We start from the raw sequence: 12,657 nt of genomic DNA, 5'->3' as shown, positions 1-12,657 counted from the left end.
CTATTGGAGGATAAAGGAAGTGATGTAGACATTCTCTACTTTCCCTTCCTGCATCAACCCATTGATGTCGCGCTTCAGCCGTTCTTTTAATGCCGCCATTCCTTCTTTTCCTTTAAAGTCGGCCGCTTTCATTTCCGCCAGTTGTTCAATGATCACATCCTTAATTTGAAAATCGCGCTTCTCCGCCTCTGCCCGCGCTTTGTCACTATCCGTTTGGATTTTAAATGCGATTTTAATATAGCGGCCATCGGCTAAATTCGTTGTCATCTCCGGAATGTCGATCGAGCTTTCCGCCAGTTCGTCAGCGCTCGGCGCCTCCTGCTCTTTGGCATTCCCCATCTTCGTCACCGCCACCAGCACCGCTGTGCCGGCCAAAGCGATGACCGCCAACAAAACAATCATCAGTTTTATTGCCTTATTCCCTTTCACTGTCCAATCCTCCTGCTCCCGATAAGCGAAACATGCCGATTTGCCGATAAAATTCGCTTGCGAGCGCCGCCACTTGCTCAACCGTTTCGCGGACGACGAATTTTTTACCGTTTGTCAACGTTACGGTCGTGTCGGGAAACGCTTCGACTTGTTCAATGTACAGCGCATTGAGCGTAAACCGTTTGCCGTTGAGCTTCGTCAATGAAATCATCGGCAAAAGCGGGCGAGAGAAAGCCGCTCACGCCCTACCTCCTATTCTATTTTTTCAAGTTCACGAGCTCTTGCAAAATTTCATCCGAGGTGGTAATGATGCGCGTGTTCGCTTGGAAACCGCGCTGGGCAACAATCATCTCCGTAAATTCTTCCGCTAAATCCACATTGGACATTTCCAGCGCTCCGGAGACAATCGTTCCGGTTCCCCCCGTACCGGGCGTCCCTGTTGTCGGCTGGCCGGAGTTGGCTGTGTCACGGAACAAGTTGTTCCCTACTTTTTCTAACGCATCGTTATTAACGAATTTCGCCAATTGAATCCGTCCCGCTTGTTGCAGTGCACCAGAGGCATCGACATAGTTAACGGCTCCATCCGCCCCGATGCTTAAACTTTTGGCATCGGCAGGAATTCGGATCGGGCTCAATCCCGCTGCCGCTCCCGTCTGACCGAGCAGGTACTGGCCATCCGCATTCACAATATAGCCTTGTGAATCAAGATAGAAATTTCCGGCTCTCGTATACAGACGATTGTTTCCGGACGAATCGCCGATGACGAAAAATCCGTCGCCGGAAATGGCCAAATCAAGCACCCGACCCGTTGTTTGCAAGCTTCCTTGAGTGTGAACGGTGTCAATGGCGGCCAGCTGGGCGCCAAGCCCCACCTGTTTTGGATTCGTTCCGCCGCGGCCAGCGCCTGGAGCGCTCGCCCCGGAGATCGTTTGACTCATTAAATCTTTAAAAATCGTTCTTCCTTTTTTAAAGCCGTACGTGTTGACATTGGCAATATTGTTTCCGATCACATCCAGTTTCGTCTGGAAATTGCGCATGGCACCAATGCCCGAATACATGGAACGAAGCATCGATTTCTCTCCCCTTTACGATGTTTGTTCGACTTTGATAACCTGATCGGCCGCGATCATCGCACCATTTTCAAGCCCTAAAACCACCTGTCCGTCCTTTTGTTGGACAGATTGAACAACCGCTTGTTTGACGTCGCTACCATCCAGCCAAGAAACCGTTTTGCCGATCCATTCACTATAGCGCAAAAGCATATCGCGGTGGCTCGTTTGCATCCATTGTTGCATCAAATCGGCAATATTCATCATTTGCTCAAGCGAAGAAAAACTCGCCATTTGCGAAATAAAATCTTTATCTTCCATCGGATTAAGAGGATCTTGGTTTTGCAACTGAGCGAGCAAAATTTTTAAAAAATCGTCTTTCCCTAAAATTCGATTTCCCGTTTTCGACTCCGGCTGAGCGGCATTAGCTAGCCACAAATTTGAATCAATGGCATTTGTTGTCATTTTCCATCCTCCTATTCATCCGCCTCCACCCCGTCTAATGCAAACGAGGAAGAAGGTGATGATTCCCGCTTTTGTTCCCGCCGCGATTCATCATGTTGGCGGCCGCCTTGACGCCCCTCGGACTGCGGCGGCAACGAAGAGCCCTCCCAATCGGTCCAAACCGTCCACTTTTCAACCGTGATCTGGCTCGCATCAAGCAGCTGGGTGAGCTGCGGCAAATGAGCGTGAAGCAACTCTTTCACCGCATCGTTAGCGACGAGCAACTTAGCGGTCAGCTTCCCGTCCTCGTGCGTCATTTTCACCGTCACTGTGCCAAGATGCTCGGGATGAAGACGGATGACGAGCTGCGCCGCCCCGCCCGGGAGCCGCATCCAACGTCCCAGCCGCAAAGCGCGGGCGACTTGGTCAACCACAAAATCCGAATGCCCATTTTCCACTTGGCTCGTCTGGCTGTCTGAATCGAGCGGCAGAGAGAACCAAGAAGTCGGATGGGCAGAAAATCCTGCCTGTCCATCCGTTCGCACTCCGTCCTCTCTGCGAAGCGAAAGCCGCTCGTGAGCAGAGACGGTAGTGCTGACATCAACGGGGAGAACCGAGCCGAGCGCTTGTTGTTCATGTTCTCCCGCCAGCGGCAAAGAAGATAGAGGGATGGATGCCGTTTCAGCGTGCTGCTGAGCAACCCCTTGCGCCTTATATGACCAAGCATAGGACGCTCCCTCTGTCGGCAAACGGTTACTATCGCGGTTCGATGCCTGTTCGACGATCGCGGTCAAGCGCCCCCCTTCATACGCGGCCATTCTCCCCTCTCTCCCAAGGTCAAGCGCCCCGATGTCAATGGATGAACGTTGGCCTTTGCGATCAGGCTGAGGAGAAATGAGTTGACCCTCTTTTGCGACAACCATTTGGTCATCTCCGGTTTGTAAACAACGGAACGCCGGGAAAATTCCGATCGTCGGGCCAGTAAAAAGGGAAAGCCACTCGAAACCGCCCTGTCCATCGGTTTGTTCCGCTTTGTTTTCGAGTTGTTCCGCCTTGTTTTCCGGCAAAGCGGGCCGCTCCGCCATCGCGGTTTCCACCGGGAGGGGTTCGGTCTGTTTGTGTGCGAGCAATTGTGCGAATGCCCCGCTGGGCCCGGTTTCCTTTTTGGACGGCGCCGGGGCGGACTGATCGCCCACGGCCTGCGGCGAACGGGCTGTCAACGTTACATTCATTGGGCCGCCTCCTCTCCCATCGTCGATTTGCTCAGCGAGGACAACAGCTTCGCTGCTTGTTTCGCCGGCATTTTGTCCAAAATCGCCGCCGCTTTATCGCGGTCCATCTTGCTTAACACATCGAGCGCCTCGTTCTCGGAAAGCTCGGCTAAAACGGCCGCTGCCTGCTTGTCTGACATCGCGCCATACAGGCTCGCGACATCGACGGAAGGAGACGCAGCCTCCGCAGCGGAAGCCGTTGGCTTGTCGGGTTCGGCGGCGGGGGCCGTCAACCGCGCCAGCTCTTTTTCTTTGGCCGCCAGTTCATTTTTGAGCTGGCGAATTTGGTTTTGCTGCTCGTCGATCGTTCGTTTTTGCCGTGCGATCGTTTCTTGTTGCTTGGCCATCGCCTCGCGGATCGTTTTCTCCTTTTTCTTCCAATCGACCCACTCCGAAACAAACGGAACGTTCGTGACCCATTGCTTTGCCGTTTTCGCTGCGTTAACACCGGCGGCGTTCAAAATCAACAAAAGGAAGAAAGCAGCAAACACGCTTGGGATGATCACGACGAACAAGAGCCATTGCCAGCGGCTCGTCTGTTGTTCCTGTTCGATGTTGCTTCCCGCCATCTACAACTCTCCTTGGCGCGCAAACCGCTGGATGGCCATTTCATCAAAGAAGCGGCGCTCCGCCTCTTTTTCGAGCTGCTTGGCCCATTGTTGCGCGCGCTCATGCATTTTTTCATATTTTTTCGCCTCGATGTTCAGCTCGACCAAGCGCCGCTGCCGGCGTTGCATCTGCTCGCGCGCCTGCATGACGACGAGCTGATAATGATCGATCGTCCGTTCCATGTTGGCGAGATAGTGCAGCATATGGCGGATGGCCCCGATGGGCAGGCCGGCTCGCAGCTGTTCGTCCCGGGCCGCTTCGCCTCGTTCTTTTTCCTTCAGCAGCCGGTACAGTGTTTCGGCCGCCTGTTCAAACTTGCGCACCGCCGCTTCGTATTCCCCAAGCGCCGCTTGCTTTTCTTTTTCCTTCATCGCCCATATTTTTTGCAACCGAAACGTCGTCATCACGTTTGTTCACCCTTTCCCCCGTGAAGATGGCGCACGTCTCCATCACCCGGCCGACAACAGGCGGAACAGCGCCTCAATGCTTTCCTCGCGAGTCGTTTTTTCGTCGATCTCCTGGCGGCAAAACGCCATAATGCGCGGGTAAAACTGAATCGCTTCATCAATTTCACGGGATGATCCGTGCTTGTACGCCCCAATTTGAATCAAGTCTTCCGAATCCATATAAGTGGACAGAAGGCGACGAAGCCGATTCGCTGCTTCGCGATGCTCGGCGCTGATGATGTGGGGCATGACGCGGCTGACGCTTTTCAGCACGTTAATCGCCGGATAGTGCCCTTTGTTGGCCAGCTGGCGCTCGAGCACAAGATGGCCGTCCAAAATGCCGCGCACCGCATCAGCGATCGGTTCATTCATGTCATCGCCGTCGACAAGCACCGTATAAAAGGCCGTGATCGTCCCGGACGCGTTTGTTCCGGCCCGTTCCAGCAGCTTGGGCAACAGGGCGAACACGGATGGCGTGTAGCCTTTTGTCGTCGGAGGCTCGCCGACGGCCAGCCCGATCTCCCGCTGCGCCATGGCGACGCGAGTGACCGAGTCCATCATGAGCATGACATCGGCCCCTTGGTCGCGGAAATATTCGGCGATCGCTGTCGCCGTATAGGCCCCCTTCACGCGCATCAACGCCGGCTGATCGGACGTAGCGACGACGACAATCGAGCGAGCGAGGCCGTCCGGACCGAGATCGCGCTCCAAAAATTCACGCACTTCGCGGCCGCGCTCGCCGATCAGGGCAATGACGTTGACATCAGCCGATGTATGGCGGGCGATCATCCCCATCAAGGTGCTTTTGCCGACGCCGGAGCCGGCAAAAATTCCAACCCGTTGCCCTTTGCCGACGGAAAGCAAGCTATCGATCACGCGAACTCCGACTTCAAGCGGCTCGGCGATCGGCGGCCGGGTGAGCGGATTGGGCGGATCGCGCTCGACCGACACGGGCTTTACGCCTAAAGGCAGCGCGCTTCCGTCAAGCGGGTAGCCGAGCGGATCCAAAACCGTGCCGATCAGCGCCTCACCGACATGCACTTCGAGCGGTTTGCCAGCCGCCTCGACGAGACAGCCTGGGGCGATGTGCGTCATGGCGGAAAACGGCATGAGCAACACGTGCTGCTCATGAAAGCCGACGACTTCAGCGGGGATTTTGCGGCGGCCGCTCGCTTCATGAATGTAGCAAAGGTCGCCGATCGAACTTTCCGGCCCTTTCGATTCCGTCATTAATCCGATGACGCGTGATACTTTACCAAATCGTCGATACAAGTCAGCCACAGCCATTTCATCAAGAAGCGCCTGCCAGTTCAGGGGACGTTTCCTCCTTCAACCGCCGGAAAAGCGCCTCGCGCAGCCGTTCCAGCTGGGTATCGACGCTTGCATCAATGCGCCCGAACGGCGTTTCAACGAGGCAGCCGTATTCCGGCAGCGTATCATCGGGATAAATGAACAAATCGACGCGCTGCGGAAAAACGGATTTCAGCCGCTCTTGCTGTTCCGTCACCATTTCGTAGCAATGCGGGTGAACGTAAACGGCCACTTCCGTCTGCCGCCGCACTTCTTGCAACGCTTGCAGAACAAGCGGTAAAAACGCGTTCCGATCGTTCTCAAGCGCGGCGCCAAGAATGCGTTCTGCCGCTTTTAGCGCCACTTCGAGCATCGTCTCCGCCGCCGCTTCGATGCGGGCGTAAAACTCGCTGTTTGCCCGCTCCGCCGCGCGCCGCGCCTGTTCCACCCATTCGCGATGCTCGCTGAGCGCCGCCGCGTGCCCGGCTGCGTAGCCATCTTCATACCCTTGGGCGCGCGCTTCTTGCATAAGCCGCTCTTTTTCGGCCTGCCATTGCTCTTGTTCGCGCGCGAGCTGTTCGCGCATCGCCTGGCAATATTGCTCGGCTTGCCGGCGAAGCTCGGCCGCTTCTTCCCTAGCGGCAACGACCGCTTCCATTTCCTCGTGCCTGCCGTCCATTTCCGAAAGACCGGCGGCGAGCGGATGATGCACGGCGATGATTTTTTTGCCTGCGCGCGCCGCCACCGTTGGCGCTTTAATCACATTAGACAATGATATCATCTCCTCCCCCGCGGGCGATGACGATTTCACCGGCCTCTTCAAGGCGGCGAATGATGCCAACAATGCGCGACTGGGCCTCCTCGACATCCCGGAGCCGAACCGGTCCCATATATTCCATCTCTTCTTTGAACGTCTCTGCCATTCGCGACGACATGTTGCGGAAGACAACGTCTTTCACTTCCTCGCTTGCCACCTTCAGGGCCAGCATGAGGTCGTTGTTGTCGACTTCGCGGATGACGCGCTGGATGGCGCGGTTGTCAAGCGTGACGATATCTTCAAATACAAACATTCGTTTTTTGATTTCCTCAGCCAGCTCCGGATCTTGTATTTCCAACGCATCCAAAATCGTTCGCTCCGTGCTTCGATCGACTTGGTTCAACACCTCGACGACCGCTTCGATTCCGCCAGCTTGCGTGTAGTCTTGGACGAACGTTGCCGACAGCCGCCGCTCCAAAATTTGTTCGACTTCGCTGATAATTTCAGGCGATGTGCTGTCCATCAGCGCGATGCGCCGGGCGACATCGGCCTGCATTTCCTGCGGAAGCGCGGACAAAATTTGCCCAGCCTGCGCCGGCTCCAAATAGGAGAGAATGAGAGCGATCGTTTGCGGATGCTCGTTTTGGATGAAGTTTAACAGCTGCATCGGGTCGGCTTTGCGGGCGAAGTCAAACGGACGCACCATCAGCGCCGATGTCAGCCGATGGATGATGTTCATCGCTTTGTCTGGGCCGAGCGCTCGTTCCAGCACTTCTTTCGCGTAGGCGATGCCGCCTTGGGCGATGTAATCTTGCGCTACCGCGAGCTGACGGAACTCTTCGAGCACTTCTTCTTTTTGGTCGGCCGTCACTTGGCGGACGTTGGAAATTTCCAATGTCAATTTTTCAATGTCGTCTTCGGATAAGTGCTTATAGACAGAGGCCGATACGTCCGGGCCAAGGGAAATGAGGAGGATGGCCGCCTTCTGTCTGCCCGTCAGCCCGCCTTTCCGTTCACGCTTTGCCATACGCCGTTCCTCCTACTCTTCCGATAGCCACGTTTTTAATAGTTTGGCAAACTCGTCCGGCTTTTCTTTCGCTAGGCGCTCAAGCTGCCGGCGACGCATCACCGACTCCGTCTCCGGCGGCTCCGGCAACTCCGGTTCCGCCATCGACGGAGCGAGCGGAAACTCTTCCTCTTCCTCTTCGTCCTCGCGGCGGCGGCGCAGCCAGAAGAACAACAGCAAAGCGATCAGCAAGAGCGCTCCGCCGCCGGCGGCGTACCACCACCATGCCGGCCTTGCTGGCGCTGTTTCTGTAAACGTCGGTTTGCCGTTGAATTTTTGTACGGACACAACGATGCGGTTGTTGATGTCCTGATCGGTGAGCGTTTGCCCCTCGCCTTTGTCGATCGACGTCCGCACGATCGTCCCTAGCAGCTTTTGAATGTCGTTGACCGTTTCCGGCGGCAGCGAATTCGGATCATTCGGCTTCGGCGGCTCCACCATCACTTGGATGCCTAAGTCGCGGATTTTGTACGGACTTTCCACGATTTGTTTTTTAATTCTGTTGACCTCGTTGTTGACCGTCTCCTCAGTCCGCTCGTAATCGCCATTTGTATCGCCGTTGGTGGACTGATAGCCCGGCACTTCGTTCGTGCCCGTTCCGGCCGCGCCGCCCGGGCGCGCCCCGCTTCCCGAATACGCTTCTTTGATGCGCTGGACGCTGACCGCAATGCCTTCATTGTTTTTCTCATCGACCGGGGCGACTAAGTTTTCTTCCCGCTTTTCTTGCGTGAAATCGACATCGGCGGTCACGGAAACGACGACTTTATCCTGCCCCATCATCGTGCCAAGCAGCTGCTGCACTTGGCGCTGGATGTCGCGTTCGATTTGTTTTTTGATTTGCTGCTGCGAAGCGAATGTCGTTCCTGTCGAATTTTCGTCGTCATTTTTCAAATCAAAATACTCAAAAAACTGATTCATGATGACGATATTATCTGTAGAGAGATTAGGAACACTTTTCGCGACGAGGTGATAGAGCGCGCGAATTTGCTCGTCGCTAAACCGGTAGCCCGGCTTCGTCTTCAGCACGATCGAAGCCGAGGCTTCCTCTTTTTCATCGGAAACGAATACGCTCGGCTGCGGAAGCGTAATCATCACTTTTGCATCTTGCACGCCGTCGATCGTTTTGATCAAGTTGGCGAGCTCTGTCTGCATCGCTTTTAACTTCACCATATTAAACTCGTTGTCGGTCATGCCGAAGCTCGCGTTTTGGCCAAAAAAGGAATAGTCGATCGTTCCACTGTTCGGAATGCCTTCGGCGGCCAGCTCCACTTTCAAGGCGTCGACTTGCTCTTTTGGCACTTGAATCGTCGTGCCGCCGTCCACCACTTCAGCCGGCACGCCACGCTCATCGAGCGTCGCCTTGATTTGCCCAGCTTCCTGCGGCGTCAAGTTGCTGTAAAGCGGCACCATTTCCGTTCTCGTCGCCCAAAAGATCGCGATGCCGGCAGCCGCGAGCACAGCAGCCGCTATGGCGAGCGTGAGCCGTTTTTGTCTTTTCGTCCGTTCTTGCCAAAACACGCGAGCGCGGCCCCACCACTCTTTCCATTTGTCTCTCATACGATTCCCCCGATAATCGAGCTGCCCACCGCCATCGCACCGTGATGACGGCCGCTTCCATATGTAATGCTGTTCATGGTCGTTACAATGGCATGCGCATCATTTCTTGGTAGGCCTCAATCGCCTTATTGCGAACTTCGAGCGTCAGCTGCAGGGCGATGCTCGCCTTTTGCCCTGCGATCATCACATCGTGCAGTTGAACATTTTCCCCGCGAACGAGCTTTTCCGTCAGCTCATCCGCTTGAAGTTGCGCCTCGTTGACTCGGTTGAGCGCTTCTTTGAAAAAAGCGGCAAACTGCTTTTGCGCCGCAGCCGGTTTCACCGGAGAGGAAACGGCCGCGGTCATTCCCAACCCGACGCGGTTGACTCCATCGATCATCGCCCATCCTCCTTACGAACTATTTCCCAATTTCCAACGCCTTCATCAGCATGCCTTTGGAGGCGTTCAACGCCGTGACGTTCGCTTCATAGGAGCGAGTCGCCCCGATCAAGTCGACCATTTCCTTGAGCGGATCCACGTTCGGCAGGCGAACGTAGCCATCAGCGTTGGCGTCCGGGTGATCCGGATCGTACACGAGCTTAAACGGCGCGGGATCCTCGGCAATTTCTCGCACCTCCACTCCACCTCCTGCCGGCTCCGCCCGTCCGATGGCGGCCTGCAGATAGCTGGAAAATTGAGCGCCGCGCGGCTCAAATATGACCACTTTGCGGCGGTACGGCTCCCACTCGCCGTTGACCAAGCGCGCCCGCGTGGTATCGACGTTGGCGATGTTGGACGAAATGACATCCATGCGCAACCGCTGGGCCGTGAGCGCCGAAGCGGAGATGTTCAGGCTTTGAAACATCGACACCGTCTATTTCCCTCCTTTGATCACCGTTTTTAGCGTTGCGAACTTCCCATTAATCTGGTCGACCAACGCGTTGTAATAAATTTGGTTTTCTGCTAATTTTGACATTTCTTGATCAATGTCGACACTATTTCCATTATGATTGTAACTCATGTTGGCGTTGGTCGTCACGATGATTTTTCCGCTTTGTTCACTCGAAAACGAAAAATGCCTCGGGTTCGTCCGTTTTGCCTCAAACTGAAGCGCCCGCTCAAGTTCCGCCTGAAATCGCACATCTTTCGCCTTATAGCCCGGCGTATCGGCGTTGGCGATGTTGTCAGCAATCGCCTGCTGGCGGAGCGAAGCGTAACGGAGTCCTTGCTCGAGCCAGTGGATCGTCGGTGAGAACAACGACAATGGAATCCCCTCTTTTATCCTATTTTTCGACAATTTCTGCTAGATTTCATTTTACGGGAAAGAAAACCCAATGTATAGCCGGAACTTGGTACTATTTTTCTCCCCTCGTCGTTGTTCGAAGGCTGGTGAAAACGATTGGTTTCCTGATCGATGAGGAAAAGTGTGCAGTACTGCAAGGTTTTTCGATTTGAGAAACGATGGCAGGAAGCGGTATGCACGATTGAATCACGGTCTCTTAGGAAATAAAAACCCGCTAGGCAAAAATCCCTAGCGGGTTGAGACGGCCACGCCGTTTAGCTTGATTTCAATTTTTCCAGTTCGCTTAAAAATTTATCGTTCAATACTTTAATGTACGTTCCTTTCATGCCGAGCGAACGCGATTCAATGATCCCGGCGCTCTCAAGCTTGCGCAAGGCGTTGACGATAACCGAACGGGTGATGCCGACGCGGTCGGCGATTTTGCTCGCGACAAGCAGCCCTTCCGTTCCGTCAAGCTCTTCAAAAATATGCTCAATCGCTTCAAGTTCGCTGTAAGACAGCGAGCTGATCGCCATTTGCACAACCGCTTTGCTGCGCGCTTCTTCCTCGATTTCTTCCGCCTTTTCCCGCAAAATTTCCATGCCGACGACCGTCGCTCCGTATTCGGCCAAAATGAGATCGTCGTTATCAAACTCGCGGTCAAGACGCGACAAAATGAGGGTGCCGAGCCGTTCCCCGCCGCCGTTGATCGGGACGATCGTCGTCAAGCCGGTTTTGAACAAGTCACGATTTTCCACTGGAAACGCTGTATATTCGCTGTTAATATCAATGTTAGGAGACGTTTCCGTAATGTTGAACAAGTTTTTCGTATATTCTTCCGGAAACTGCCGCTCCTCGAGCATCCGTTTCATCCGCTCGTTTTCAATCGATTGCTTAATGGCGAAGCCGAGCAGCTTGCCGCGGCGGCTAACGACAAACACATTGGCTTCAATCACTTCGCAAAGCGTTTCGGCCATTTCTTTGAAATTGACCGGCCGCCCGGCTGCTTTTTGCAGCATCGCGTTAATTTTTCGCGTTTTTTCTAATAAATTCATCGTTTTCATCTCCTCCTCACAAAATAAATTCGCGTAAATCTTTGTTTTTGACGATGTCGCCGAGCTTTTGCTCGACATACTGCGGCGTGATGACGACTTTGTCGATGCCGATGTCCGGCGCTTCAAACAGCAATTCTTCAAGCAGTTTTTCCAAGATGGTATGCAGCCGGCGCGCGCCGATGTTATCGGTCGTCTGATTCACTTCAAACGCCACTTCGGCAATCTTACGAATAGCATCGTCAGAAAATTCAAGATTTATACCTTCCGTGGCCAAAAGAGCTTGATACTGTTTGATGAGGGCGTTGTCCGGCTCGACTAATATTCTTACGAAATCATCGACGGAAAGTTTCGCCAGTTCGACGCGAATCGGGAAACGGCCTTGCAGCTCAGGGATCAAATCGGACGGCTTCGCCATATGGAACGCCCCGGCGGCGATGAATAAGATGTGGTCCGTTTTGACCGGCCCGTATTTCGTCATAACGGTCGAACCTTCGACAATCGGCAAAATGTCGCGCTGCACCCCTTCGCGCGAGACATCGGCCGAACCGGACACCGCCCCGCTGCGGGCGATTTTGTCGATTTCATCGATAAAAATGATGCCGGACTGCTCGGCAAGGCGAATCGCTTCTTGCGTCACTTCATCCATGTCGATCAGCTTTTGCGCCTCTTCGTTGATGAGCACTTTTCGCGCTTCGCTCACTTTGAGGCGCCGTTTTTTGCGCCGCTTCGGCATGAGGCTGCTTAACGCATCTTGCATATTGACGCCCATCTGCTCGATGCCCGCCCCTTGCAAAAAGTCAAACAACATCGGCGGCTGCTCCTCGATTTCAATCGTCACCATTTCGTTTTCGAGCTGGCCGTTTTCGAGTTGCCAGGCGACTTGGCGCCGTTTTCGCTCGACTTGCTCGTCCTCATGGCTGTAGCTGCTGTCTTGTTGGGTCGTCTGTCCCCCGAACAGCAGCTCAAGCGGGTTTTTGATCGTCTGTTTCGGTTTGCCGGGGACAAGCAATTCAACGAGCCGTTTGTTCGCCTGCTGCTCGGCCCGGTCTTTCACCTCGTTCATTTTCCGCTCTTTGACGAGTCGGACCGATGTTTCCACCAAATCGCGCACCATCGATTCGACATCGCGTCCGACATAGCCGACTTCGGTAAATTTCGTCGCCTCGACTTTGATAAACGGGGCGCCGACGAGTTTCGCGAGCCGGCGGGCGATCTCGGTCTTTCCGACCCCGGTCGGCCCGATCATTAAAATGTTTTTCGGCATCACTTCATCGCGCAATTTTTCATCGAGCAAGCTGCGGCGGTACCGGTTGCGGAGGGCGATCGCCACCGCTTTTTTCGCCTCTTTTTGCCCAACGATAAACTGATCGAGCTTCTCGACAATTTGCCTTGGGGTCAATGTTTCCGCCATCATCGGCCTCC

Annotated in this window: 16 protein-coding genes; all 16 read right to left on the bottom strand. The window is 54.5% G+C overall.

Going from position 1 to position 12,657, the window contains the following annotated elements; translation table 11 throughout:
• Positions 1 to 429, bottom strand: a complete 429-nt coding sequence (gene fliL, locus ACTVIM_RS05990; protein WP_144973743.1) for a flagellar basal body-associated protein FliL — start codon at positions 427 to 429, stop codon at positions 1 to 3.
• On the bottom strand, positions 416 to 640 hold the full coding sequence (locus ACTVIM_RS05985; protein ID WP_445613950.1) for a flagellar FlbD family protein: 225 nt from the start codon (positions 638 to 640) through the stop codon (positions 416 to 418). The genes fliL and ACTVIM_RS05985 overlap by 14 nt, the downstream gene beginning before the upstream one ends.
• A gap of 46 nt (positions 641 to 686) precedes the next feature.
• Complete coding sequence (gene flgG / locus ACTVIM_RS05980) at positions 687 to 1,499, bottom strand: flagellar basal body rod protein FlgG (RefSeq protein ID WP_445613949.1); 813 nt, start codon at positions 1,497 to 1,499, stop codon at positions 687 to 689.
• A gap of 15 nt (positions 1,500 to 1,514) precedes the next feature.
• On the bottom strand, positions 1,515 to 1,943 hold the full coding sequence (gene flgD / locus ACTVIM_RS05975) for a flagellar hook assembly protein FlgD (RefSeq protein ID WP_445613948.1): 429 nt from the start codon (positions 1,941 to 1,943) through the stop codon (positions 1,515 to 1,517).
• A gap of 11 nt (positions 1,944 to 1,954) precedes the next feature.
• Positions 1,955 to 3,154 carry a flagellar hook-length control protein FliK gene (locus ACTVIM_RS05970; protein WP_445613946.1) on the bottom strand — a complete coding sequence of 400 codons (1,200 nt, stop codon included), beginning with the start codon at positions 3,152 to 3,154 and terminating at the stop codon, positions 1,955 to 1,957.
• On the bottom strand, positions 3,151 to 3,762 hold the full coding sequence (locus ACTVIM_RS05965; protein ID WP_445613945.1) for a MotE family protein: 612 nt from the start codon (positions 3,760 to 3,762) through the stop codon (positions 3,151 to 3,153). The genes ACTVIM_RS05970 and ACTVIM_RS05965 overlap by 4 nt, the downstream gene beginning before the upstream one ends.
• Entirely contained in the window at positions 3,763 to 4,209 is a 447-nt protein-coding gene (gene fliJ, locus ACTVIM_RS05960) for a flagellar export protein FliJ (RefSeq protein ID WP_445613944.1), read from the bottom strand.
• A 42-nt stretch (positions 4,210 to 4,251) separates the two neighbouring features.
• Positions 4,252 to 5,520, bottom strand: a complete 1,269-nt coding sequence (fliI, locus tag ACTVIM_RS05955) for a flagellar protein export ATPase FliI (protein WP_445613943.1) — start codon at positions 5,518 to 5,520, stop codon at positions 4,252 to 4,254.
• A gap of 19 nt (positions 5,521 to 5,539) precedes the next feature.
• Positions 5,540 to 6,319, bottom strand: a complete 780-nt coding sequence (gene fliH, locus ACTVIM_RS05950; RefSeq protein ID WP_144973730.1) for a flagellar assembly protein FliH — start codon at positions 6,317 to 6,319, stop codon at positions 5,540 to 5,542.
• Positions 6,303 to 7,322 (bottom strand): flagellar motor switch protein FliG, encoded by a 1,020-nt coding sequence (gene fliG, locus ACTVIM_RS05945; protein WP_445613942.1) that lies wholly within the window; start codon positions 7,320 to 7,322, stop codon positions 6,303 to 6,305. The genes fliH and fliG overlap by 17 nt, the downstream gene beginning before the upstream one ends.
• A gap of 12 nt (positions 7,323 to 7,334) precedes the next feature.
• Positions 7,335 to 8,918, bottom strand: a complete 1,584-nt coding sequence (fliF, locus tag ACTVIM_RS05940; RefSeq protein WP_445613941.1) for a flagellar basal-body MS-ring/collar protein FliF — start codon at positions 8,916 to 8,918, stop codon at positions 7,335 to 7,337.
• An 82-nt stretch (positions 8,919 to 9,000) separates the two neighbouring features.
• Positions 9,001 to 9,297 carry a flagellar hook-basal body complex protein FliE gene (gene fliE / locus ACTVIM_RS05935; RefSeq protein WP_445613940.1) on the bottom strand — a complete coding sequence of 99 codons (297 nt, stop codon included), beginning with the start codon at positions 9,295 to 9,297 and terminating at the stop codon, positions 9,001 to 9,003.
• A gap of 19 nt (positions 9,298 to 9,316) precedes the next feature.
• Entirely contained in the window at positions 9,317 to 9,769 is a 453-nt protein-coding gene (gene flgC, locus ACTVIM_RS05930) for a flagellar basal body rod protein FlgC (RefSeq protein WP_033022999.1), read from the bottom strand.
• A gap of 3 nt (positions 9,770 to 9,772) precedes the next feature.
• Positions 9,773 to 10,162, bottom strand: a complete 390-nt coding sequence (flgB, locus tag ACTVIM_RS05925; protein ID WP_445613939.1) for a flagellar basal body rod protein FlgB — start codon at positions 10,160 to 10,162, stop codon at positions 9,773 to 9,775.
• 293 nt (positions 10,163 to 10,455) lie between these two features.
• Positions 10,456 to 11,235, bottom strand: a complete 780-nt coding sequence (gene codY / locus ACTVIM_RS05920) for a GTP-sensing pleiotropic transcriptional regulator CodY (protein ID WP_445613938.1) — start codon at positions 11,233 to 11,235, stop codon at positions 10,456 to 10,458.
• A gap of 16 nt (positions 11,236 to 11,251) precedes the next feature.
• Entirely contained in the window at positions 11,252 to 12,646 is a 1,395-nt protein-coding gene (hslU, locus tag ACTVIM_RS05915) for an HslU--HslV peptidase ATPase subunit (RefSeq protein WP_033023255.1), read from the bottom strand.
• Positions 12,647 to 12,657 lie beyond the last annotated feature (11 nt).

The sequence above is a fragment of the Geobacillus sp. YF-1 genome (assembly GCF_052692335.1).
This window is presented reverse-complemented; position numbering and strand designations above follow the sequence as displayed.